Origin of the sequence: Methanomethylovorans sp., from assembly GCF_041305605.1 — an archaeon.
Taxonomy (GTDB): Archaea; Halobacteriota; Methanosarcinia; order Methanosarcinales; family Methanosarcinaceae; genus Methanomethylovorans.
Window position 1 is genome coordinate 1 of record NZ_JBFYLB010000070.1, and the last position, 24,928, is coordinate 24,928.

At 41.6% G+C, this 24,928-nt stretch carries 26 protein-coding genes; 10 read left to right on the forward strand and 16 right to left on the reverse strand.

Annotated features, from left to right (window positions below; translation table 11 throughout):
* From ACCM36_RS04495 to ACCM36_RS04505, 3 genes are all read right to left on the reverse strand, one after another.
* Positions 1-2,413: fibronectin type III domain-containing protein (locus tag ACCM36_RS04495; RefSeq protein WP_370572544.1), on the reverse strand; the 2,413-nt coding region annotated here is incomplete at its 3' end.
* A 917-nt stretch (positions 2,414-3,330) separates the two neighbouring features.
* On the reverse strand, positions 3,331-5,724 hold the full coding sequence (gene lon, locus ACCM36_RS04500) for an endopeptidase La (RefSeq protein ID WP_370572545.1): 2,394 nt from the start codon (positions 5,722-5,724) through the stop codon (positions 3,331-3,333).
* A 69-nt stretch (positions 5,725-5,793) separates the two neighbouring features.
* Positions 5,794-6,213 carry a MarR family winged helix-turn-helix transcriptional regulator gene (locus ACCM36_RS04505; RefSeq protein ID WP_370572546.1) on the reverse strand — a complete coding sequence of 140 codons (420 nt, stop codon included), beginning with the start codon at positions 6,211-6,213 and terminating at the stop codon, positions 5,794-5,796.
* A 126-nt stretch (positions 6,214-6,339) separates the two neighbouring features.
* Between ACCM36_RS04505 and ACCM36_RS04510 the strand changes: the two genes are divergently transcribed.
* The 6 genes from ACCM36_RS04510 to ACCM36_RS04535 all read left to right on the forward strand — a co-directional run bounded on the left by ACCM36_RS04510 (position 6,340) and on the right by ACCM36_RS04535 (position 10,253).
* Positions 6,340-6,990 carry a B12-binding domain-containing protein gene (locus tag ACCM36_RS04510; RefSeq protein ID WP_370572547.1) on the forward strand — a complete coding sequence of 217 codons (651 nt, stop codon included), beginning with the start codon at positions 6,340-6,342 and terminating at the stop codon, positions 6,988-6,990.
* 194 nt (positions 6,991-7,184) lie between these two features.
* A complete protein-coding gene (locus tag ACCM36_RS04515; RefSeq protein WP_370572569.1) occupies positions 7,185-7,571 on the forward strand; it encodes a DUF3795 domain-containing protein in 387 nt (128 codons plus the stop codon).
* A 37-nt stretch (positions 7,572-7,608) separates the two neighbouring features.
* On the forward strand, positions 7,609-8,118 hold the full coding sequence (locus ACCM36_RS04520; RefSeq protein WP_370572548.1) for a GNAT family N-acetyltransferase: 510 nt from the start codon (positions 7,609-7,611) through the stop codon (positions 8,116-8,118).
* Between the two features lie 46 nt (positions 8,119-8,164).
* Positions 8,165-8,833, forward strand: coding sequence for a DUF4332 domain-containing protein (locus ACCM36_RS04525; protein ID WP_370572549.1), 669 nt, complete (start codon positions 8,165-8,167; stop codon positions 8,831-8,833).
* A gap of 77 nt (positions 8,834-8,910) precedes the next feature.
* On the forward strand, positions 8,911-9,582 hold the full coding sequence (locus tag ACCM36_RS04530; RefSeq protein ID WP_370572550.1) for a phosphoribosyltransferase: 672 nt from the start codon (positions 8,911-8,913) through the stop codon (positions 9,580-9,582).
* A 5-nt stretch (positions 9,583-9,587) separates the two neighbouring features.
* Positions 9,588-10,253, forward strand: a complete 666-nt coding sequence (locus tag ACCM36_RS04535; RefSeq protein WP_370572551.1) for a dienelactone hydrolase family protein — start codon at positions 9,588-9,590, stop codon at positions 10,251-10,253.
* 43 nt (positions 10,254-10,296) lie between these two features.
* Here the strand turns inward: ACCM36_RS04535 and ACCM36_RS04540 are convergent, their stop codons facing one another.
* Entirely contained in the window at positions 10,297-10,530 is a 234-nt protein-coding gene (locus tag ACCM36_RS04540) for a ferredoxin (RefSeq protein WP_370572570.1), read from the reverse strand.
* Positions 10,531-10,939: 409 nt separating this feature from the next.
* Here ACCM36_RS04540 and ACCM36_RS04545 point away from each other — a divergent pair, with 409 nt between their 5' ends.
* Positions 10,940-12,019 carry an LVIVD repeat-containing protein gene (locus tag ACCM36_RS04545; protein ID WP_370572552.1) on the forward strand — a complete coding sequence of 360 codons (1,080 nt, stop codon included), beginning with the start codon at positions 10,940-10,942 and terminating at the stop codon, positions 12,017-12,019.
* Positions 12,020-12,218: 199 nt separating this feature from the next.
* Here the strand turns inward: ACCM36_RS04545 and ACCM36_RS04550 are convergent, their stop codons facing one another.
* The 11 genes from ACCM36_RS04550 to ACCM36_RS04600 form a co-directional block, all read right to left on the reverse strand.
* Positions 12,219-12,671: an SRPBCC domain-containing protein gene (locus ACCM36_RS04550; RefSeq protein WP_370572553.1), complete on the reverse strand. Its 453-nt coding sequence runs from the start codon at positions 12,669-12,671 to the stop codon at positions 12,219-12,221.
* Between the two features lie 45 nt (positions 12,672-12,716).
* Entirely contained in the window at positions 12,717-13,127 is a 411-nt protein-coding gene (locus ACCM36_RS04555; protein WP_370572554.1) for a VOC family protein, read from the reverse strand.
* A gap of 76 nt (positions 13,128-13,203) precedes the next feature.
* Complete coding sequence (locus ACCM36_RS04560; RefSeq protein ID WP_370572555.1) at positions 13,204-13,695, reverse strand: SRPBCC domain-containing protein; 492 nt, start codon at positions 13,693-13,695, stop codon at positions 13,204-13,206.
* A 158-nt stretch (positions 13,696-13,853) separates the two neighbouring features.
* A complete protein-coding gene (locus ACCM36_RS04565) occupies positions 13,854-14,030 on the reverse strand; it encodes a DUF362 domain-containing protein (protein WP_370572556.1) in 177 nt (58 codons plus the stop codon).
* Between the two features lie 135 nt (positions 14,031-14,165).
* A complete protein-coding gene (locus ACCM36_RS04570; protein WP_370572557.1) occupies positions 14,166-14,948 on the reverse strand; it encodes an ABC transporter ATP-binding protein in 783 nt (260 codons plus the stop codon).
* Entirely contained in the window at positions 14,945-15,892 is a 948-nt protein-coding gene (locus ACCM36_RS04575; RefSeq protein WP_370572558.1) for an ABC transporter ATP-binding protein, read from the reverse strand. The genes ACCM36_RS04570 and ACCM36_RS04575 overlap by 4 nt, the downstream gene beginning before the upstream one ends.
* Complete coding sequence (locus tag ACCM36_RS04580; protein ID WP_370572559.1) at positions 15,892-16,716, reverse strand: ABC transporter permease; 825 nt, start codon at positions 16,714-16,716, stop codon at positions 15,892-15,894. Before ACCM36_RS04580 ends, ACCM36_RS04575 begins: the two co-directional genes overlap by 1 nt.
* Before the next feature lie 2 nt (positions 16,717-16,718).
* Positions 16,719-17,714, reverse strand: a complete 996-nt coding sequence (locus ACCM36_RS04585) for an ABC transporter permease (protein ID WP_370572560.1) — start codon at positions 17,712-17,714, stop codon at positions 16,719-16,721.
* Positions 17,715-17,732: 18 nt separating this feature from the next.
* Positions 17,733-19,463 (reverse strand): ABC transporter substrate-binding protein, encoded by a 1,731-nt coding sequence (locus ACCM36_RS04590; protein ID WP_370572561.1) that lies wholly within the window; start codon positions 19,461-19,463, stop codon positions 17,733-17,735.
* 2 nt (positions 19,464-19,465) lie between these two features.
* The gene (locus ACCM36_RS04595) at positions 19,466-20,107 is read right to left on the reverse strand and encodes an FmdE family protein (RefSeq protein ID WP_370572562.1); all 642 of its coding nucleotides are present in this window, start codon (positions 20,105-20,107) and stop codon (positions 19,466-19,468) included.
* A gap of 266 nt (positions 20,108-20,373) precedes the next feature.
* Positions 20,374-20,991, reverse strand: a complete 618-nt coding sequence (locus ACCM36_RS04600) for a flavin reductase family protein (protein ID WP_370572564.1) — start codon at positions 20,989-20,991, stop codon at positions 20,374-20,376.
* Between the two features lie 299 nt (positions 20,992-21,290).
* Between ACCM36_RS04600 and ACCM36_RS04605 the strand changes: the two genes are divergently transcribed.
* Positions 21,291-22,127, forward strand: a complete 837-nt coding sequence (locus ACCM36_RS04605) for a class I SAM-dependent methyltransferase (protein WP_370572565.1) — start codon at positions 21,291-21,293, stop codon at positions 22,125-22,127.
* Between the two features lie 78 nt (positions 22,128-22,205).
* On the opposite strand, the gene ACCM36_RS04610 is transcribed toward ACCM36_RS04605, so the two are convergent.
* Positions 22,206-22,991, reverse strand: a complete 786-nt coding sequence (locus tag ACCM36_RS04610; RefSeq protein ID WP_370572566.1) for a hypothetical protein — start codon at positions 22,989-22,991, stop codon at positions 22,206-22,208.
* A gap of 320 nt (positions 22,992-23,311) precedes the next feature.
* Here ACCM36_RS04610 and ACCM36_RS04615 point away from each other — a divergent pair, with 320 nt between their 5' ends.
* Both ACCM36_RS04615 and ACCM36_RS04620 read left to right on the forward strand, forming a co-directional pair.
* Positions 23,312-23,713, forward strand: coding sequence for a DUF1699 family protein (locus ACCM36_RS04615; protein WP_370572567.1), 402 nt, complete (start codon positions 23,312-23,314; stop codon positions 23,711-23,713).
* 193 nt (positions 23,714-23,906) lie between these two features.
* The gene (locus ACCM36_RS04620; RefSeq protein WP_370572568.1) at positions 23,907-24,587 is read left to right on the forward strand and encodes an MBL fold metallo-hydrolase; all 681 of its coding nucleotides are present in this window, start codon (positions 23,907-23,909) and stop codon (positions 24,585-24,587) included.
* The last annotated feature ends 341 nt before the right edge of the window (positions 24,588-24,928 follow it).

Sequence of the window (24,928 nt, forward strand, 5' to 3'; positions counted from 1 at the left end):
TGAGTGTACCACTGTCCCATTTTACCAGCGAGGTACCTGACAGATCATCTATACTCACATTCAGGACAGCACTGGTGTTCTGCCAGCTGGTTGGATTGCCTGTGATACTCACAACAGGAAGCGTATTATCCAGCGCAAAAGCATTGGACGCGGAGTAATTAGTATTACTTGCATTGTCAGTAGCTCTGATATGCAGATACCAGTCACCTTCCACGGAATCCTTGGAAAGGGTAGCCCCGTTGGCAAAAGAGGTCCATTCGGAAACTGAACTTACGTTGGAATCATTGGTCCAGGAATAAGCCAAAGCCTCAATACCTGAAAGTGAGTCAACCACTGTTACATTGGTGCTGTGGCTTTGTGCATAGGTAGCATTACCATCGTTACCGAAGTGTATCACAGGCAGGCCATTGTCCAGCCTGAACACGCCGGATACGGAATGATTGACATTGCCAGCATTATCTGTTGCATTGATGTGTAAGTACCAGTCACCATTGACAGTATCCTTAGTTAACGTGGCCCCATTTACAAAATTTGTCCATGAGGATACTGAACTTATATCAGAATCATTGGTCCAGGCATAAGCAATATTTGCAAGGCCGGCAACAGCATCTGTTCCTGTTGCTGTTGTACCGTGGCTCTTGGAGTACGTGGCATTACCATTTGTGCCGTAAGATATCACTGACCCAAGTGAATCAATAGTAAATGTAACATCTCTTGCAGACGAGTTGGATTGAGTATCGTTTGCATATACGCGGACCATTGCACTGTTAGTATTATCAGAGGGTAAAGTAAATGTCTGACTGTTGGTATTCAGCAGGTCCCCGATCTTTGTCCAGCTGCCATTGAAGAACCACAGGTCATACTTGACAGCATCATCTTCAGGATCATTTGACGCACCCCAGCTGGCAGTCAGTGACTGACCGCCCCGCTTGATCTGACCGCTGGTAGGGGCAGTGAAAGCGCCGGGGGTGGAAGGAGCCTGATTAAGGGCAAATTCTGCTTCTACTGTTATGTTTGCTGTTACGTTGGTATCTATACGAGGATTGTCTGTGGAATTATCACTCCACTGGACAAAGTAATAACCTCCATCCGGAACAGCAGTAACTGCAGTACCATCTGCTTCATAATTTACACTTTGTGTACCGTTCCCTGTGAGAGAACCATTTTCCCCAGCAGTATATACAATATAGTAAGTGTTAATGGCAAAGCTTGCTTCTACACTGATATTTGTAGCCACGTTCGTATCAGTACGCGGATTATCCGTTGAGTTGTCGCTCCATATCACAAAATGATATCCCGTATCTGGAACAGCTGTAACTGAAGTCCCGTTCTGTCCGGAGACAACTGTCTGCGGAGTTGTGCCTGAAATTGAACCATGAGTTCCTGCTGTATATGAAAGAATACGAGTGTTTGAACTTGTAGCGAAATTCCATTGGTCTGATGGTGTTTCACCACCGCTGTTTATTGCAATGACCTGCCAATAGTAAGTAGTACCTGCAGAAAGTCCGGAAACAGTTGCTGATGTTTCATTAATTACCTGGTTATATACAGGTGTGTTCAGATTAGAATTTGTTGAAACTACAACACGATATTCTTCAGCGTTTGCCGCCGCATCCCAGCTTAAGGTGGGACTTGTAGAAGTAGTACTGCTAACAGCAGGGTTTGGGTTCTCAGCTTTGTCCGGCGGCTGAACAGCGGATTCTTTATAAAGCAACATGTCCCAGAAACCAACTGTACCAGCCCCTGAGCTAGTGTACGATGTTCCGCCATTATAGGTATAACGGATCGTTGAACCGCTTCTTATTCCGGCATCTGTATCAAATGAGTGCTGGAGATAGTTGCCGCTGCCGCTCTCTTGAATACCTATCGTTGCGCTCTGGCCATAAGAACGTTCAGGAGCTATCAAATCGTTATAATTGAAAACAATTCTCCCATCATCGACGAGATGCACCTGAAAAGTACCCATGACAAGAGCTGAATCATAGTATCCATAATTTGTCCACTGTACTACCAATACATTGGTACCATAAGGATTACCATACTCTCCTGCAGCAATAGTCTTGTACAGAATATATCCGTTCACATTACTGCTGCCAGTAGGATGCAGATCGTCCCAGAATGGAAAAACCGCCGGATAATTGTAGTCAGCAGTTGGAAGTTGTGCATTAGTATACGTATCTATTGACCCTCCAAAACTCACTACTCCGTTTGTAGTCACATGGAATTGTGTCTGGCTATCTCCATAAAATGGAAATGTAAAACCTGTATCAAAGGGTCCTGCAACAGAATCATCATTATCCCCATCCAGGCTAGAGACATGATTTCCTGGTACATAAGTTACAGCTGAACCAGGAAATGAGAAAATAGCAATAACAGATATTGCAATCATCAATAACTTCAGAATTTTTTTCATGACAACTACCTCGCCAACAATATGTTTAATAAGATATCAGAAACTGGCAGAGCAATTTTCATGATGGAACGGTGACAAGAAAAATGCTCATTACAACTTGGTAACAAATGGCTGATATTTTGTAGGCTCAAGTCTATCCCTTCAGAATAATAGTATAGGGATATATATTAGACAACATATATTAAAAGTCTTTTATATAACTACTTTCATGAGCATTTTTAGATGAAAGTAAAAACATGGAAGATAAAATTAATTGGATAAACTGTGCTAAACTCATAGATTTGCACGGTACGTAAAAGAAAAATAACAAATAATGTACTACTCGAAAGATAACTTCAATATATGCTCAGAACTACTTTAAAAAATGCGACCCAGGCATAGACAAGGACTTCATATATAAAGATCGATCCACAGATCATCCCAAAAACATTAAGCAGAGGTTTATATATGATTACCGTTTTTCTTTACAGCTTTACTTGAGCAAAACTGCATAAACTCATCCACTTAAATGCTTTTTGAATAATTGCTTTTCTTTTCTTCTGTATATGAGAGTCTCTGTCCATTAAGCCCACCGTTTTTCACCTACTTTTTTTCGGTTAAGGCTTATTATGAAACTGATACTATATAAAAATATTCATACTATTATATGAAGAAGTGAATATAATTAGGTATAGCTTCTGTTTAAAATAATCTTGTGAGAAATAAGGGAGATTAAATTGAATGATTCACATTACTACAGAAACTATCTTTTCATAGTAATATTAAAATTAAATAAGTTCTCTTAGTTGTAAATATTTAGTTCATACTGAATTATGGAGGTGTAGAGATGATTTCTGACAAATGTCTATTATGAATATAATATGTCTCTCAAGAATAATATCTTACGGTCCTCATCGGACCGTAATCCTTGTCTGCACTTAAATATTATGTACAGGTACTAAGCTGCTGCTGCCGGTATGTGATGCCATCGATCTGGGCAGGTCAATACCCAGAGCCTCTTTCAGCACATCCTCGATGGTTTCCACTGTCACGAATGTGAGTTCGTTTCTGGCGTCTTCAGGTACATCCTCCAGATCCCTTTCGTTTTCTTTTGGCAAAATTACCTTCTTTATACCAGCCATGTGTGCAGCCAACACTTTCTCCTTTATACCTCCCACGGGTAGCACTGCACCGCTTAGCGTGATCTCACCGGTCATGGCAAGTTTGGGATCAACCGCTTTGCCAGTGATAAGGGACGTCAGAGCAGTGAACAGAGTCACACCTGCCGAAGGCCCGTCCTTCGGGGTCGCACCTGAAGGTACGTGGATGTGAATATCGCTTGTGATAAAGTCAAAGCTGTTCACAGTGCTGGCAAGCCGTGACCTCACCAGGCTCAAAGAGATATGAGCTGATTCTTTCATCACATCTCCAAGCTGACCTGTTAGTGTAAGCTTTCCTTTTCCGGGCATGAATGTGCCTTCTATGAAAAGGATATCTCCACCCACAGGAGTCCAGGCAAGTCCCGTGACAACACCAGGCACGTTCTCCTTTCTGGCCTCCTCCTGCCGGATCAACTCCTTTCCAAGGATCTGCGTGAGCATATCAGCCTTCACCACGTAAGGAAGCTCAGCTTTCCCGGAAACTATCCTCTCTGATACGAACCTCGCCGTTCTTGCAAGCTGTTTTTTAAGTCCCCTGACACCAGCCTCACGGGTGTACTTATCGACGATAAGCTTTAAAGCATCATCTTCGATCACGAGCTTATCCGCATCAAGGCCATGCTCTTCAAGTATAGATGGCAGCAGATGGTCCTTTGCAATTGCAAGCTTTTCATTTTTCGTGTATCCCGAGATCTCTATGATTTCCATCCTGTCAAGCAGCGGCCATGGAATACTTGCCAGTGAGTTAGCAGTAGCTATGAACAATACCTCGGACAAGTCATACGGGACCTCCAGATAATGGTCCGAGAACGTGCCATTCTGCTCAGGGTCAAGGACTTCTAGAAGAGCACTTGCAGGATCTCCCGAATAGGAAGACGATAGCTTGTCGATTTCGTCAAGCACAAACACAGGATTCTTCGTGCCTGCCTTCCTTATACCCTGTACGATCCTTCCGGGCAGAGCCCCTACATACGTCCTCCTGTGTCCCCTTATCTCGGCTTCATCCTTAACACCGCCAAGGCTCACCCGGACGTATTTCCTGCCCAGTGCATCTGCAATGCTCTTTCCAAGGCTTGTTTTCCCGGTTCCCGGCGGTCCGGTGAAGAGCAGAATGGAACCCTGCTTCTCATGCTTTAATTTCATTACCGCCAGATGCTGGATTATTCGCTCTTTGACCTTTTCAAGTCCATTATGATTGCTCTCAAGCACATTGCGGGCCTCAGCGATATCAATGCTCTTTTTCTCCTCTATCGACCAAGGCAGATCAAGCAAGATGTCCAGATAATTCTTGATCACAGGGGTTTCAGGGTTATGGCCCCCTCCGTTCTCAAGCTTCTTCAATTCCGAAAGGGCTTTCTTCTTCACCTCATCAGGCATCTCTGAACTCTCGATCCTTTCCCTGTATCCTCCTTCACCAGAGACGGAATCCTCATTATCGTTGAGCTCTTCCTGAATTACCTTCAGCTGCTCCCGCAGCATCGCTTCACGATGAGACTTATTGACTTTCTCTGCAACCTTCTTTGCCACTTCTATCTGCAGGTTGATGTTCTCCTTCTGCTTTGTCAGCACGTAAAGGAACGTAAGATAACGTTCACGCACAGAAACAGTTTCCAGAAGATCCTGCTTCTCTGAGACCTTTATAGGCATAAATGGCATAACGTAACCCATTATCTGGTCAATGGAATCCATCTCGGTTATCGGGCCTGTCAACTCTTCCGAACTCTGGAAACGGCTGCTGATATCATGGATCGTCTTTTTCACATCCACCATCAGAGCTTCCCGGAAGTTCTCATCAAGGTCCCGGATATCCGGCACAGGTTCGTATGTGGCATAGAACAATCCATCATCCTTAAGGTACAAGGAAGAAGTTTTCACTCTCTGTATAGCCTTTACAGAGATCAGATATTCCTCATCTGCTGGCTGTAAAGATATGATCTGGAACAGGTTTCCTGTTCTATATAGGTCATCTTCCGATAGATCAGGTGGCTGTTTATCGCTCTTTACTGTCAGCCCTATTGCATGCACCGTTTCTCCATTTTTCATCTCAGTTGAGAGGATCTCTCCGGTGATCTTATCTATAAGTAACTTTGTCCGGCTATGGGGATAAACCACTATCTCAAAGAGTGGTATTACGATGCTTTCTTTGTTACTATAAGGTTGTTGTGAATACATTATTGATCATCTCGATATACGTAAGTTATTTAGTTCGTGTTGCCCTAACTATTAAACAGGACAAAAACATCATTTCATTCTGCTAAGAATTTGTATAAGACTGTCCATATCGTTCTCATCCAATGAATCGACCATCTTTTCTATCAGCTTCAGCAAAGCGTTCTTTTCAGAACGGGCTATCATCTGTCCTTTTTCTGTCAGGCGAATATAATAGATCCTGCCGTCATCCGGACACCTCTCTCTGTACACACACTCCATTTTCACAAATTTGTTGATTATCTCTGTAATGGTGGGTTTAGAGTTCCTGGTGATCTTAGCAAGCCTGCTGAACGTTACTTCCCCGTGTTCATCAATGATTTTCAGATATCCTACCTGCTTTACGGTAATATCCGATAAGCCACATTCAGAGAAGATCTCACAAGAGCATACACTTTTGATCTTTAAGAGATTTTCAAAAACTACATACAAATGCTCTTTTCTTTCCATCATGTTCCTATCCAGTTGGTTAGTTAGGTTTAACCTAACATATATACCTTTTGGTTAACCTCGGACTAGCCGGGAAAAATCTGTATCAAAAACTATTTAGCATTCGCCGGTCTCCAAAAATATGACACTATGTTAAACGAAGATAAACTCCTGGTTATGGGATATGATGCTCTTGTGCAGATCAATGAAAAGAAGGTCCTGGAAGTTGCCAGAGAATGGATGGATAACAAATATGATCCCGGAAAGCTTCTGAACAAATTAGCAGAAGCCATGGTGAAAATAGGGAAGAAGTTCGATGAAAAGGAGTATTTCCTTGCACAGTTTATTTTATCTTCGAATATCATGGAAAATGTAACTAAAATGGTCCTTGAAGAAATTGCCGGAACGGGACTGGTACTTGAGCACAAAGGAACCATAATCATGGGTACTGTTAAGAATGATATACACGACCTTGGCAAGAAAATAGCTGCAAGCATGTTACGTGTAGAGGGCTTTACAGTTATCGACCTGGGAAAAGACGTACCCGCTGATATAATAGTTAAAACTGCAGTGGAACATGATGCTGACATCATCATTGCATCTTCAATGACCACATTATCCATGACTGGTCTGAGAGAAATAAGGGAACTGCTGGAAACCGTAGAACAAAGGAACAAAGCCAAATTGATAGTTAGCGGTGCCCCGGTTACTCAGGAATACGCAGATCTTGTCGGTGCAGATGCTTATGCTAAAACTGCTGCAGATGCAGTAATGGTTACTAAAAGACTGATGATGAAATGACGTTTTGAAAAGTTAAGACTCAGATGGCTAGAGGTTGTCATGACCCTTTTCAGCAACACTTTGATCCTAAAACTATTTCAATGGCCATTCTCAGATATACTTAAGGTTGTTTCTATAGTATATTTTACTGGGATAGTAAAAGCGGATGTTAAAATATTCTGAAAATCATGCATTCAATAAATATCGATAAGATAATGATAGCACCCTGTGGTATGAATTGCGGGATTTGCAGGGCTTATCTGCGAGATAAGAAAAAATGTCCGGGATGCAATGAATCCAATGAAAACAAGCCTAAGTACTGTACCAGTTGCAGGATAAAGAATTGTGAAGAACTAAAGGAAGGATCCGGTAACTACTGTTTTTCCTGCAAAGTATTCCCCTGTGCAAGACTTAAGCAACTCGATAAAAGATACAGGACAAAGTATGGAATGAGCATGATCGATAACCTTAACATTATAAAAGAAACAGGTATCGACAGTTTTATGGTTCTTGAATTTGAAAAATGGGCATGTGAACAATGTGGGGACGTGATATGCGTACATACATGGAAATGCAACAAATGCGGATATCAGGTGAAATAACAATAATACAGGGTCAATTGAAGAATGGTGAGATCTAATGTTAGAACTCAATACTGAAAGATTAAGGATAGCATGCCTGGACCTCGATAACTTCAGATTATATATTTATGAACATGGAAATATGCAAAGGAGGATTGGCATTCAGGCTACAACTGAAGCACTTCCTGATGAACTGCAAAAGGTATTTCTTTCTGCCTATGAACAGGCTATGGCTGATAAAAAAAATTATGTATGGTATACGGTCTGGCAGATAGTATCAAAAATTGAAAACTGTGCTATTGGTGGCGTATGCTTCAAAGGCCGTCCTAATATTGATGGCGAAGTGGAGATAGGATATGGAACAGAACCTGCTCATCAGAATAAAGGTTACATGACCGAAGCTGTAAAATCTATTATTCAATGGGCCATAAAGCAGGATGGAGTGATGGATGTAATAGCAGAGACAGAAAAGTCAAACAATGCTTCACATAAGGTTCTGGAAAAGAACGGAATGGCAATATATAAAGAGACAGATATCTCATTGTGGTGGAGATACAATGGGGTTTAAATTATGTGTCCGTACCATTCAATCATGCATAATGATGTGATGTATCATGTATTCGGTGGACCTTACAACATTTTCACTGGAAGAATTCGAGGAAATGTTACTTGCCGCTCAGCTATTACCATCGCAACGGATAATACTTGAGGATCTGTCCCTGAATATGCAGAAGTTAAAGAATAAAGGCCTGAAGAACCTCCAAAATGTACATGACCTTCTTAGTAAGAAGGACGATTATCCTTCAATATCAAGGGAAACAGGGATATCCGAGGCTTATTTAGTGATCCTCAACAGAATGGTGAACAGCTATATTGTAAAACCATTGCCCTTGGATAAACTGATGATCTTTGCAAAAGAAGAACTATGCAGGCTTGCTGAAGAAGGCATAAAGAACACCAAACATTATTATGGCTCCCTTCTAAGTGCACCGCAAAGAGAAAACGTTTCTGGAAAAGTGAATATTCCGCTTGCCAGGCTGGAATACGCTTTACATATCATTGACCTGTTAAGGATAAATGGTGTGGGTATCGAATATGCAAAGACCCTTTATGAAATGAGAATTCAAAGCGTGCAGGATTATAACAGAACACCTTCTGAAACAATACTTGCTTCCTTTAATGAGCTGAACAGGAACAAAGTATACAGCAAAGCTACGCTTGGGATATCTGATATAGACTATTGCCGCCGTTTCTGTAAGAAGTTGGATTGTGATATTAGTTGATATAATTGTTCTTCATCCCAAGCGAATCAGTAAAATATCAAATCCCACAAATTATAAAGTGGAGTGGAGGTTTAACCATGGTTATTTTTCAAGATCGGGCAGATGCAGGCAGAAGGCTTGCGGGGAAACTTTCCGAGTACTCAGGACGTGAAGATGTAATTGTGCTTGCATTGCCAAGAGGAGGAGTTCCTGTAGCGTTTGAAGTGGCGAAGGAACTGGGTGTAAAGCTTGACGTGTTCATTGTCAGAAAACTGGGAGTTCCGGGTTATGAAGAACTTGCTATGGGAGCTATTGCCACTGGTAACATTCGTGTCCTGAATGAAGATGTAGTGCGCTCCCTGAGAATGCCCGCAGATGCTATTAACTCTGTAGCTGCAGCAGAACTGAAAGAGCTGGAGAGAAGAGAGCAACTGTACCGCAAAGATAGGCCCAGCCCTGATATTGAAGGTAAAATAGTTATTCTGATAGACGACGGACTTGCCACGGGTGCTACCATGAAAGCAGCAGTTAAGGCCATCAGAACAAAGAAACCTGCCAGGATAATTGTGGCTGTTCCGACAGCATCAAGGGAAACTTGCGATGAATTTGCAGCAGATGTAGATAAGACTATTTGTCTTACCACTCCGGAGCCATTCTACGGAGTGGGAGCATGGTACAAGGATTTTACCCAGACCAGTGACAAAGAAGTGTGTGACCTGCTAAAGAAAGCTTCGAGCCTGATCAGATCGGATATATCTGCAAGGAGGTAGTAACGATGGCAATATCCCATAAAGATAATCTTGTTAGAATTCCCGCAGGACCCATATTCCTTGAAGGGAATCTCGATATTCCTGATGGTGCAGAAGGTATAGTGGTATTTGCACATGGAAGCGGAAGCAGCAGACATAGTCCAAGGAACAGGTACGTGGCGGGCTACCTTCAGGAAAAAGGGCTTGCCACACTGTTATTCGATCTGTTGACTGTTGAAGAAGAGAGAATAGATAATTTCACTGCCCATCTTCGCTTTGACGTAGAATTGCTTGCCAACCGCCTTGTAGCAGCCACTGACTGGCTGCTTAAAAATCCGAATACGTCTGACCTGAAAATAGGTTTCTTCGGAGCAAGTACAGGTGCTGCTGCCGCCCTTATTGCTGCCGGGGAAAGACCAGGGAATGTCAAGGCAGTGGTTTCCAGGGGTGGGAGACCCGATCTTGCGGAAAGGACCCTGCCCTATGTAAAGGCAGCAACATTGTTGATCGTGGGCAGCAGGGATACTCCTGTAATAGAGATGAACAGGTGGGCTTTTAACAGGTTAAGATCAGAGAAGGAAATGAAACTGGTCCCGGGTGCAACTCATCTTTTCGAGGAACCGGGTACCCTTGAAGAAACTGCCAGACTAGCCGGAGAATGGTTTACTAAATACCTAAGCGCAATTGTCTGAGTAAATATGCAATTACGTTTTATTACCCTGAAAATGGGGACGATCAGCCATCATTTCCGATAGCATCAACAGGACACGCACCCAATGCGTCTTCACAGTTATCTTTTTCCTCATCGGTTTGGGGTTGTTTAAAAACATACGCATGTGGCTGACCATCATCTGTCATTTTGAAATGACCAGGCGCAGTGTCCACGCATAATTCACATGCAATGCAGTCAGTATCAACAAAATACGGACCTGGAATGTTCTCAGATACTTTCATTGTTTTATTTGCTATATTTCACTCCCCCTTGAATGAATAATTAGCATTTGAATTGCTTAGTATTTAAGGTCAAGTGTAATATGGACATAGCTGTCCAGGGAGTTCTACTATTGTAGTACCGATAAAAGAATTAGTATATGATTACTTTTCAGCGTTACTACATCTACGATATTTCCTGTTTATATCATTTTTTTAAGGGCTGGTACTCGTTCAGTTCTTTATTTCCCATGTTTTCTCATAACTACAATAGCTAAAATCAAAACTATGAAGATGATTGCTATTGGAGCAGCATATGTAAGAATATTTACCTTTTCTTAATGAGTCATGTATCATCATTATGAGTATCAACATATTTGATATATTGAAAATGTTAATATATTCAAAAAGGTGATACTTGCTACAAACAAGTAAAACGGTGTTCAAAATGCAAATCAAATTAAGTGGATCAATTTATACTGGCATGGTTATATTCTTTATAATAACATCGGGGATCAGTTCGGCTGATGTCGTAAATATGGAGAAGGTAAGTTTTTTAGAGGGGAATGTCTCCAGTTTAACGATAGCAGAGAATTATACATATATTGCACAGGGACATGACCTTGTTGTACTGGACGGAACCAATGTTTCTAATATATCAGAAATTGGAAGGCTAGCTGTTCCATGGGAAATTCATGATGTTGTAATATCTGGAAACTATGTATACGTAACCAATGGCACTAATAGCCTCTTCAGTGTGAATATTACTGACCCATCCTCGCCAATGTTTGAAGGAAGCTTTGACCCATCTGGCCTCGTAGTTGATGTTGAGGTCGCAGGAAATTATGCATATGTGATAGATCATCACAATGGTCTTATAATTGAGGACATCAGCAATCTTTCATCACCGACCCAGGTAAGCAGCCTGAACTTAAATGATCTGGCATATGGTATTGCCCTCTCAGGAAAATATGCCTATGTAACAGTCTGGAATGGCCTTATGATCATCGATATCAGTGATCCTGCTTCCCCAATAATTATGGGAAACCATGCTATCCCTGAATACAACAATGATGTTTACGTGTCAGGAAACTATGCCTACATGATCTGCGATGAGTCCAATACCCTCGAAATTGTAGATATCAGTAACCCTGTTGAACCAAGCTTTGCAGGAATTTACTACTACGCAGCTGACGGTCAGGCATACGATGTTGCTGTATCCGGTAACTATGTCTGCTTAGCTGTTTGCGGTGGTCTTAGAATCCTGGATATCACTGACCCTGCAGCACCAACATTTGCAGGCAGTTATGATACTAATGGTAGTGTATCCGATGTTGAAGTCACAGGAAATTATGTCTATGTAACAGAGGATAAAGATGGCCTTCTCATCCTTGATTTGAACACTGGAACAGAAACAACTACTCAGGCCGCGAACTCAACTAGAAATTCAACTGCAGGGAAAGAAAAACTCAATGTGCTTTGCACATATACTTTCCCTATTTTACACCTTAAAGCATTTCTGCATTGATTTTTGAGCATGTATCTGATCATTGTTGATCGTACGCCTGCTTTAAACCTTTTATATCGATCTTATTCTTTTGGAGCATTATTTCCATAATTTTTTTCGATATGGCGGCATCTTTATCCTGCAACATTTCGCCGATAACTGATAGTATGATATACAAAGGAACATCTTAAAAATGGTCTTATTTCTTAGCAGATAAATCCTATCGCTCTGCCAATTCTTTGAGCTTGAGCAGTGCTTTTGGCCACATAATTTGGAACATCTCCTTGTATTCATCCTCTGTATCTATATCCACCAACACCTCTGTTTTGCCGTCTATCTCCTTAAATGTGTAATTTTCAAGTGCTCCGGCCCATTCTTTCGCAGCTTTGCTTGAAGTGTCTTCTTTTCCATCCTGCAGAATACCAATGTGCTCAATAGAGATGTACTGATATGGTTTGTTTTCTTTTATTCGGCTCACCATGCCTGACATCTCCCCTGCTTCGTCGGGAGTAAAAAGCATTTTGCTCCCTTCACTCCAGTCACCGACATAGTGTGAACCAGAACCAGGAGCAAATACATCTGTCCATAGTCGATAGGTATCTATGTCGAGCATAGTGTTCCAAACATGTTCTTTTTGCTTATTGATAACGATTGAAAAATGTAGTTTGTGCATATATTTCCAGTCCCCTGCAATTAGTTATACTCCGTTTTGGAATTGTTACTGTGCATTCTCATCGCTCTGCATCATGCCAAAGATGTTGCCTTCGGTGTCCTTACAGTAAGAGAGCCAACCTATGCCTTTTACTGCCATCTTGGGAAATACGATACTTCCGCCAGCTTTGAGTACTCTGTCAGCGGATTCTTCCAGGTTGGCAACACCCATCGTACAAACATACGCATTAACTGGTTGTCCCTCGATAGGTGCCGGACCCCGACGAAACATGAGACCGCCGTTGATACCTGGTTCGGTATCAGGTCCTGTTGTCACAAGCCAGTAACGGTTCTCATTTTCCATCTGGACATCGGCTATGACCCACTCTTCTATTCCCCAACCAAAAACTTCTGTGTAGAACTTCACAGCACGTTCGGGATTCTCTGCCTGTATCTCAAAATGTATCACCCTGTTCATATTTACGTCTCCATTCTATTTTATGTAGTAATTCTGTAGTTCTCCGGATTGGTATTCTAACGTGGATGATTCAGATTCAAGCCTCTGCCAGATATGCGGCAAGCTTGTCAAAAGATTCGTTCCAGCCCTGCCCGGTCAATTCCTTCATTGTGCCAGGAGGAATACCCACATGTTCCAACGTCATCTTTGTTTTGCCATCATGTTCTTCAAGGGTCAGGGTTACCTGCAATTCTAACGGAAAATCCGGGCTCATGCCGTAGTAAGTTGCGGGGACCACATTACCGTCCTCATCCGCAAAGGAATCAGTGCATACGAGTCTTTTCGGCGGAACCAGTTCTCGGTAAACACCGGTGCTCCAGAAGTCCTCTCCATCTGGGGATCGCATACAGAAAAGATACGATCCTCCTACGCGCAGATCTATCTTGCAGATAGGTGAAGTGAAACCTTTGGGTCCCCACCAGCGCATCACACTTTCAGGCTCTGTCCATGCCTTCCATACAAGTTCAGGCGGCGCATTGAAGATGCGCATTATGAGAAGGTCCGTATCTTTTTTCTCTTCATTTGCCATGGCTTATCCCTTCGATCTTTTTTGATCTTTAAACCTACAAGTGCTATAATTTACAGTTGCTATCCTCTTCCAGTTCAAGTATACCTGAGGCTACCTAGAGTAGTATTTATACTCTCACACAACTAGCAGGAATTAAAAAATAGAAAACTCCACTAAGTTCATTCCATTGAGATAGCCTCAACCGGACACACATCTACACACTGACCGCAGTCCACGCATAACTCCGGATCGACAACCGCAATGTTATCGGAACCCATTGAAATTGCTTCTACGGGACAGGAGTCGATACATTGCCCGCACCCTGTACAAAGATTTTTATCAACTATAGCTGCCATTTATATTACACTCCCCGGTTACCTTTTTTCCATAAGGCATACAATTATAGTTTAAGACTCTCGGATAAATACTTGTCGAATCCTGCAAACATTTATTTTTCAATAATGTTGTCTATTAATTTTTGATATTAATATCTACATGTTCACCATTTCGCCTCTTGCAGAAGCCAGCAGTGAATTTGTATATTCATGGCAGGACTGCGATATGATTTGCTTCCTTGGACCATACTCAATGATCTTTCCTGCTTTCATCACTGCAATATTGTTGCATATATACGCAGCAGCAGCAATGTCATGTGTGATAAAGAGGAAAGTGATATCGCTCTTCTCATTCATCTCAAGTATGAGATTGAGTATATCAATACCTATAGAACAATCAAGCATGGATATAGGCTCATCAGCTATAATCAGATCGGGGTCAGTAACGATAGCCCTTGCGATCGCTACACGTTGGCGTTGCCCACCACTGAGAGTATGGGGGTATTTATAAAGATATTCATCCACAGGTGTCAACCCTACTGATTCCAGGGCCTGCCGTACTTTTTCCAGATCATATGATTTTCCATACTTTATGAAACACGGTTCAGCAACGATTTCCTCTATGGTCATCATGTGGCTTAAAGAATCATATGGATCCTGAAAGATAACCTGGACAGCCGGTTTTCTTGACCCATGTTCACCATTTAGAATATCTGCAAATGATATAGTCCCGGATGTTGGTTTTAAGAGACCGAGTATCAGTTTGGCAAGAGTGGTCTTCCCACTGCCACTTTCCCCGATGATACCAAGTATCTCACCTTTTTTCACTGATAGTGAAACATTGTCAAGAGCCAGCACACCTGAAGTACCCGTGAACAAACCGGACCTTTTGAACAGTTTGCTGACATCGTTGATCCTTACAAGTTCTTCCTCATTCATGTTAGATCCTCAAAATGACATGCCACCTTCACATTGCCAGTGCATTCCGGTGGCCTTTCTGTCTTACACATTAATGAAGCCCTATCGCATCTTTCCAGGAATGAACATCCAGAGTACTCTTTCAGTACAGAAGGTGGATTCCCCGGTATACCATTCACTTTTACAGGTTCGGCCATCAGGGATAACCTTGAACTAAGCAGTTTTTGAGTATATGGATGCCTTGGACGAGTAAGTATTTCATCCTTGGTGCCGGTTTCCACAACTCTGCCGGCATACATAATGTAGATCCGGTCACATATCCTGGAAATGGTATGCAGGTCATGGGATATTACCAACATGGAAGTATGTTTCTGTTGTACCATATTTTTCAACAGGTCGATGATCTTTGACTGCACCGTTGCATCAAGAGCAGTAGTAGGTTCGTCTGCAATGATAAGTTCGGGAGATAGAAGCATGGACAGAGCGATCATGAGCCTCTGACGCTGTCCACCGCTAAATTCATAGGGGAAGGAATCGACCCTGGCGGGGTCTATAGATACCATTGCCAATGTTCTGGCAGTCAGTTCGGCCATTTGCTGCAATGACATATCCGTGTGAGATTTAATTGTCTCAATGAACTGCCTTTTTACCTGCATCAAAGGATTGAGAGCGTTCATGGAAGACTGGGGCACGAACCCTATACTACCCCTTATCTCGCGCATATTTTCCTTTCCAAGAGTCATGAGTTCCTTATCCATGAAGCGGATACTTCCTGAAATAATCCTGTTGCGGGGATTTAAATCAAGGACTGTCATGGCAAGCGTTGATTTACCGGATCCGGATTCACCTATAAGGCCTACTATCTCACCTTTTCCTATACTGAGATCTACGTTCTTCAGTACATGATGAACGCCTGCTTTTGTTGAAAAATCAACCGTAAGTCCCTGTATCTCAAGCACTTGCACTATTTATCACCTTCAAGAGCTTGTCCCACAAAAACAAAACCAAGAACAAGTAACGTAATACAAATTCCTGCAGGCAGGAGCCACCACTTCCAGGCATCCGTGAAAAAAACCAGAGGATAAACTATTGCATATTTGATCATACTACCCCAGCTTGGATACGATGGGTCACCAAGACCCAGAAAAGCAAGGCCTGATTCCGAGAGAATGGCCCGGATAGACTGTATCACAACAGTAGTGATCATTATAGGAGAAAGATCAGGAATAATATGTTTCCTGATCACATACCAGTCTTTTGCTCCTGACACTCTGGCAAAATCCATGTGTCCGGATACTCTAAGCGTTCGGGTCTGTGCTCTTGTAATTCTGGCTCCTACCGGCCAGCCCATTATAATGAGGATAAAAATGATATTCCATATGCTGGGACGTAAATAGGCTGCTAGGATAAGGATGAGCGGCAGGTCAGGTATCATAAGGAAAATATCAACACTTCGCATCATTACTCTATCAAGCTTACCTCCCACATATCCGGAGAATACACCTGCAAGAGTACCAATCACCAATACTCCGAAAGATACTGCAAAAGCAACGGTCAGGGAGGTTCGTGAACCATACAGGAGATTAGTGAAGATATCCCTGCCTACATCATCGGTACCCAGCAGATGATCGGCATCAGGAGCAAGTAATGGCTGACTTGATACGTCAGACGGAGAATATGAGGTCAGCACGGGGGCTGAAATTGCCATGATGATGTAGAAGAACAATATGATAAGGCCTGTGATGGCTTTTTTGCCCTTCATCCTTTGCAAGAGTTTTTTTTCGTGCATTTTCACTCCTGCCTTGTTCTTCCGTCAATGTATGAACATGTGATATCTGCTGCATAGTTGCATGCCAGTACGCAGAATGACATGAATATAAAAACACCCTGAAGCAAAGGGTAGTCCCTTTCAATGAATGAATTATAGACAAGCATTCCCATACCCGGATAGGCGAACACTGCCTCTACGAACACAGCACCCCCAACCATAAAACCCAGCATTGCAGCTATTTGGTTAATTACGGGTACAATGGAATTGATGAGTACATGTTTTTTAATATTCCTGTCTTTCAGGCCCCGGGCCATAGCCATCAGAATATAAGGTCTTTCCAATTGCTGAACACAAATATTCCTCACAAGCAGGTATGTTCCGGGCATTTCAAAAGCTGCAAGGCAAGCCATAGGTAAGATGAGATGAGAGATCATATCCTTTATTCTGTCAGCTATTCCTCCGTAATTCATATAGTGTGTAACAGCTCCTGAAACCGGGAACCAGCCCATTACGTACCCAAATACAAAGATCATTAGCGCTCCAAGAAAAAAGGTAGGCACTGACTTTAAAGTCGGCATTATTACAAGCAACAGGTTATCAAGTTTCTTCCCCCGGTTCCAGGCAGATTCAAGTCCAAGCCATATCCCGAAAAAGGTCGAGACCAACAATGCTGTTCCCATCAGGAAGACCGTCCACGGTAGTCTGCCAAGGATTATGTCAACCACAGGCACATTGTAGAATATGGAATATCCAAAATCAAGGTGTACTGCATCGATAAGATAGTGCACGAACTGGATATGGAGAGGATCGTTAAGATGGTAATAATCCATCAGCTTATACTTTGTTTCCTCATCTATGACCACCGGTAGATCACTATTCTGGCTGCCAAGGATACTTAAAAGCGGCCCGCCGGGCATAATTCGGGGAAGAAAAAAATTAATGGCAAGGATGAGGAAGAAAGTAAGAGCATATTCCAGCCCTCTGGATATTATGTCCTCCCATCTTTTCCTATCCATTGCACACATCTCTCCTTTTTATTGTTGCTTACGGGCCATCAGGACAAAAGCACATGCAACGATGGCTATGGAACCAAGTATTCCTATGCTGTCTGCTGTATTGGCAGTGGAATTACCTGAATTTTCCGAATTATTTACACCAGACGTTCCGTATATGAAAACAAGCTTGTTATACTCCGTAGGAACGCCGCCACCCACACCATCTGGGGTGTAGAAGAAACCATCGAGCTTTTCCTGGTTACAGGCACTGTAAACATTTCTGTACATGATCGGAATAGTGGGTACATTATCAGCTATAAGCACCTGCATCTGGTCTACGAGAGCCTTGCGCTGATTTTCGTCCATGGTACCCATTTGTTCTTTGGCAAGGGACATGAACTCACTATTGTTCCATCCTGTTGAAGTGGGAAATGAGTTGAGCATTCTTGCAGGATCAGTGGATGTTCCATGAGAATATATTGCCATGTCAAAGTTACCTGCTTCAACAAGACCGTCTACAGTCTTCATATCCCCTGGTTTCAGGACGATACCAATGCCAACATCCTTAAGGTAGCTTTGGATGAGTTCCGCAAGCCTCTGGCTTTGCTGATCAGATGTATACAATAGCTGGAATTCAAGCCTTTTACCTGCTGCATCCAGCCTGATGCCATCCATATCCTTATTCTGGTATCCTGCATCATCAAGCATCTTATTAGCTGTCTCGATGTCATAGGTATATTGTGCGACATCAGGATTATACCAGCTGGAGTATGGTGGCACATAACCCGGATTACCTGCAATCCCTCCTCCGTGCAGCACTCTGCTTTCTATATCCTCACAGTCAAGGGAATAATAGATGGCTTTGCGCACATCAGTGTTGTTGAGTATATTATTTGAAGGAATGTTGAACCTGAGGCGATAAACCCAGTATCCTGGCCCGTTTATAACTTTCATTTTATCCGAATCATTCAGAGCCTTCACCTGATCCAGTGTAAGCCCCGCCTGATCTATTTCCCCTGTTTTTAGTGACATAACTGCATCAGAGGTCTTTACATATATCAGTGTGTCAATTACCGGCTTTCCGAGGAAGTAGTTCTCGTTTGCTGTGTATTTATAGGACTGCTGGTCCTTATTATAGTCTTCAAGAATAAAAGGCCCGGTTCCGATAGCTGCGTCTTTTTCCATATATTTGCTGGGATCAGAGACATCTTTCCATATATGTTCGGGCATGATGGGGACAACAGCAACTACCTGTTGCATGAATGGAGCATAAGGCTGGTTAAGCTTTATCTTTACTGTGTGATCATCAAGAGCTTGCACACTCTCTATTATGTCTGTGTTATACCAGGCGGAACCGATCGGGCTGATAGAGGCTTTGCCTTTTATGTAATCATATGTAAAGGCAACATCATTGGCAGTGAATGGTTCCCCATCGTGCCATGTTACTCCTTCTCTAAGCTGGAAGGTCCATTCAAGGCCATCCTCGGAACTCGTCCATGAACCGGCAAGTAATCCTACCATATCGCCTGTCTCATTAGGCCATACAAGTGCATCGAAACAGTAACTTGTCATTATATAACCAGGACCTCGGGGGTAGAAAGTAAGAGGTGATGGGAATCCCCAGTCTCCGCCAGAGCTTCCCCAGCTTGCCTTAAGCACAGTCTCCTGTTCATCCGTACCAGTTTCCGAACCTGCCGCTGGCAAGAAAAATAAGGAAATGATGATGAATATGGAAAAAAGGATGGAGATTATTCTTCTTTTCTGTTGCATCTTTACCATCCTCTGGTATATTCCTCATAGCATGGGATACACACGTATTCCCCGTTCTGCACCCTTGCCCGGGATTCTGCCATCATTTCGCCGCATTTGACACATTTGACAGAGTTGAATATTCTTGCTTTTTGAGGGATCTTGACATCAACGAACTTAATATCGAACATTTCTTCAACAGGAGTATTTCTCATCGTTTGAGATATGCCATCCATGCGTTCTCTGAAATCTTTGTTCTCTTCTTCGGTGGCTACACCGGACATTACTTTTGGGCGCAGTTTGCTTACTTCGGGGTCGATGTTATCGATGTTGAAACTTGCCTTCAGGGCAACCCTTACAGCTTTTCCGCTGTCCCTGCATATAAAAGTAAATACCTGCTTGGCATGATCCTGATATATGAGGTTGCCTTTACCTATAGTGCAACCTGTGAGAACCTGTACTGCATCAACTCCGCATGCATCGTTCTCCACGATCGTCACAAGCTCTTCATCGATATCTCTCTCTGCATCCAGCTTTTCTATTCCAGCTTTGGCAGCAATGTAGCCAATGGTGAGCCCAGGACAAACGTGTCCATGAAATCTGGCAGCATCATCAAAAGAAGCTATTTGTCTGATCGTATCTTCAGTTGAACATTCGGATGACATGTTAATCACGGGAGGTAAAAGAAGATAATACTTTTAATACCTTTCGTGTTATTAGATTATACATGTTTTCTATATTATTCGATCATATTCTATTTATCTTAAGAAACATGATATCTAATGTTTAGAAAATCGGATTTGATAATACCAGACATTTCTTATCATCATAGAGCTTGGAAACTATCAATATGGAAATAGTGATGAGACTATGTCTTCACCGTACTGAAAAATAGGGTTTTGAAGCAAAAGCGTACTTAAAAGCGCTTTCATTACCTTTTGTCCTTGGTATACATCTTTGCAAGGGGATCTTTTCCATTGGAGAACATTGCACCGAAAGGTTCGAACTTTTCCAGTTCTTCAATCGTGCAAAAATGCATGCCTGTATCAGATCCCATCATCATAAGTGGCCTTGCCTTTTTTAAATTGCAATGTCCGTTTTGTTCATATACGTCATCAGCAACTTCAAGATGGACCACCTTACCCATGATCAGTATGTAGTTTGTTTCTTCATACAATTTGACCAGTTCACACTCCATCCATGCGTAACACCCTTCTATACCCGGAGCCTTCACCTTCTTTGAAGGCCTTGGTTCAAGCCCTGCAAACTCAAACTCATCAGCATCTGCCGGAATGGTTTTGGCAGTGGGTATGACCTTGTCCGAAAGGTCTTCTCCCGGAAGATTGATCACAAATTCTCCGGTCTCACGGATATTATCCAGCGTATCCCTTCTTTTAGCAGTTGCCACACATACAAGATCGAGAGGACGAAGTACAGGCATTACACATCCATACGGAGCAATGTTCCTTACGCCACTTTTACTGACCGTGGAAATGAAAGTGACAGGCAATGGCATAACAGATTCTCTTTTAAAAGGTTTTAGTTCCATTTGTATCACCTTAGTAGCATATAGTATAATTTATTCATTATTATTTGCTACTATCTAGGTTAAGTATTTATCCTATTTAAAGTTCTGAGCCAACTCAATGGCATCAAATTCCATTGTCCTTTAGATTTTACCCCTTTCTTGTATTAGTTTTGATGGTTTTCAGTGTTAATACAAACATATATATCAGTTGATGTTTAGTGCTACTAAAACCTATTGAAGTAATACTAGAAACTTGTACCTTGGCATATATATGGGCTTTTATCTCAATTAATGAAGTTGCATTTACAGGTGAATCATACATGGAATACGGAAAAATTGACTGGAATGATATATGGAAAGAACTCATGACCAATCAACAAAGGCTTGATAAAAGTGGTGATAAAAACGGCCATTGGAATAAAAAGGAAAACGCAGAACGTTTCTGGAAAAGAACTCAGGAAAACTCTGAGAGAACTGATTCAACACTCAATGAACTGCCCCTCACCTCAGAGTCAAGAGTATTGGATATCGGATCAGGCCCCGGAAGGCTTGCTATCCCTATTGCAAGAAAAGTGTCCCATGTAACTGCTGTGGAACCTGCAGCCGGAATGATGGAAATTTTGAAGGAAAATACGAAACAACAGGGAATAGACAATATCAGTTGCGTGAGCAAACGCTGGGAAGATATAGATGTTGAAAATGATCTCGATGCTCCTTATGATGTGGTTATCGCCTCATTCTCACTCGGAATGCCTGATATAAAGGAAGCTATCCGGAAGATGGAGCAGGCTTCTTCAAAGTATGTGTACCTGTACTGGTTCGCAGGGACAACTCCCTGGGAAGAGCATTCGATTGCGCTTTGGCCTTCGCTTTACGGAAAGAACTATGTTCCGGGTCCAAAATGTGATGTGTTGTACAACTTGCTCTACAATATGGGTATCTATCCTGATGTGCATGTCTTTTCCATGGACTATACCAACTATTTCTCTTCTGTTGATGAAGCAATGGATTTTTACAGAGACCGCTATGTGATCGAAACACAAGAACAGGAAAGTATCCTTCGTGATTATCTGAAGGGTATTCTTGTGCAGGAAAATGGACAGCTTGTTGAGAAAGGAAATTCAACACGAGTAAAAATAAGCTGGGAGAAGAAGTGAAATTGAGCTGGTAAGTGAGAAAAGGGAATAAATAGGAAAATCAGAACAAGGACATTACACAGCTGACCCTCGAACGTATTACATAACAGAGGGATAGCTGGCAATGGACAATTGTTGTTTTTCACAGATATGGATATTGTTTTCCAGACAATTGGCACCCTGGAGGACAGTAATAAATTTCGTGGTATATTCCGGCCTTTTGAATACGAGGCGGATCTTGCGGTTCTTGAAGAAGTAGAGCCTGATCTCATCCGTAAGATAAGATTCCCCCGGACTTATCCGGATACTCTGGGCTTTAAGTGGTTCTGCTGAATGTATGACCACATCGACCATCTTCAGCAGGCTTTCGACACATTTGGTTGAATCCTGCAGGTTACCTGATGCTCTTAGATTGATAACTGTATTGTTCTTCACTTCTATTCTGTCTGAAGATGTTTTATTCCCATTTAATGGAACGAGTTTCTGACAATCTGCTTTTATGCGTTTCAGAGCATTGCTATTGTTCCGCAGGTACGTGTTCAGCACATATTCCGAAACCTGAAAAGCATCATATACCGGCAATTTCTTAGCAAAGTCGAAAACATCCTCAAAATCAACAGGTAAAGCAGAATTTCCTATACTTTCAAGGAGAATTATCTGGTTAATAAAACGATCGATCATTATATCGATGGAATCGGAAAGATTAACAGTATCCGCAAATGGGAACAAGAACAATGATTGTCTCTGGCTTACAGGAACCTCGCCTTTAATGCCCTGGCATATCTGGTCAAGTTTATCGCGTGCCTCTTTTTGAGCAGATAGCAAAAGCTTAATAGTATTGTTCTGAAGAGTGTATATCTGATTCTTGTTTCCGTAATCTTGCATGCCTATGTTATCTTATTTGTTCTTAGTATTAATGCTTTTTTGACATCGGGATGCTTTTATGGAGATTATTGGATACTTTTTACACAATTTTAAGCAAGACACGTGTTATGAAAACTATGCAAAATATAGATTTTGATCGGATTTCAGCAGGGCTGGTCTCTTGAATCCACAATCCCGGATCTTTTAAAATTAATATACACACTACACTAACTATTTATAATATCTTCGATAAACTATAAATAGCATCATGCATGTACAAAAAACATGGATGGTAAAATATTTTGTGTTGTGAAAATGGTATTTTCAAAGGGGTATAAGACATGAAAATAAGAGTTGTCAGTTCCAAGGAAGAGATTGATACTTTAAGCCCGAATGAAGAGATGGTGCACCTTGCATTCAGACCATCCAACACAGACATCTTATCACTTATAATGAAATGTCCACAGATCAAAGCACTCCATATTCCCAGTTCTTATAAGAGAACTATATCTAATTCTGTAAAGATGTACCTTCAAATGAAGGGTATTGAATTATTAGAAGGGGATGTATGGGGCCATCGTAAGGACATTAATGAATACTCTGAGGTTTCCCAGGGCGTTTATGACCGTATAGATCAGTATCATAAGAACGGGATGTCGGAAAATGACATTATTGAAAAGCTGGTAAGAGAGACCAGGCTTAGCTCGGATCTCATTTCATTCCTCGTCAAAAATAGATACTAATACAACGCCTGTCTATATGACCGGTATTCTTCTCTTTTATTACCCATTTATTTTAGTTTATTTAATTTCCTTTTTAATGTATGTTCAAAAGTAACACTTTATGAAGAAGTGTTAACAGAGCCAAAATCTATTCTACCCATAACAAAAAATATAAGTGTTAGATCTATAATGTTTAGTAAGGGGAGGAGCTTTGGTGAATGGATCTACAGCTGTTATTCCAGTACCATTGAAAATGACTACTGCTTTTATTGTAAAAGAAGAAGGAACCATCTTGGTTGATTCCGGGTATCCGGGAAGTGAAAGTGCTATCCTTGGAAAACTTAATGAGTTAAATATTGCACCGGAAGATGTCCGTCTCATTGTCCTGACACATTGTCACCCCGACCATGCAGGAAGTGCTTCAATATTGCGTGAAAAAACAGGTGCAAAGGTTTTAATACACCGTTTAGATGCAGATAAACTCCGCAATGGAACACAGGGAGAATTGCATTCTGTCAGGTTTGTTGGGAGAATACTTAAGTTATTTTTTGATCGGGAAAAGACCTCAAAGTATCCACCAATTGAGCCCGACATTATCATCGACGACTCCTTTGATCTTGGTGAATATGGAATCAGAGGTCAGGTGATTTCCACACCGGGCCATACACTGGGCTCAGTTTCTGTTATTCTCGACAATGGTGATGCTATTGTGGGTGACTTATTAATTCCATCATTTCTCTCTAATAAACCGAATTTCCCGTTCTGGGCGGATGATTTAAATGAGTTGAAGAAGAGCATACAAAAACTGGTAAACTATGCACCAAAGAGGGTTTATATTGCACATTTTGGAGGACCTTATAGTTTAGCAGATTTAAAAGAGAAGTTCCATGTGTAAAGGGATGATAATCCGAGTTTTTAGATTTAATGCATATTACATATTTTATATATAATCATTTAAAAAACAGAGGCTTTTATTTATATATTTGTAATCTAAATCAATTTGTCTGATAATATGGAAGAAATCCCGGCTAATTTGGAGTTACTATTCGTCGCTGCGTTCATTTTAGACATACTCATAGGTTACAGAGCATATATCTTTTTAAAAAAACATATTCAAAGACTTCTTCGTTCGAATGATTAAGAGAAGTCTGCATTTTAACAAATCAACTACAACCCTCATTTAAATTTATCACCTCGAAATGTATTTACATAAATCTCTCCCATTTTAAATTATGA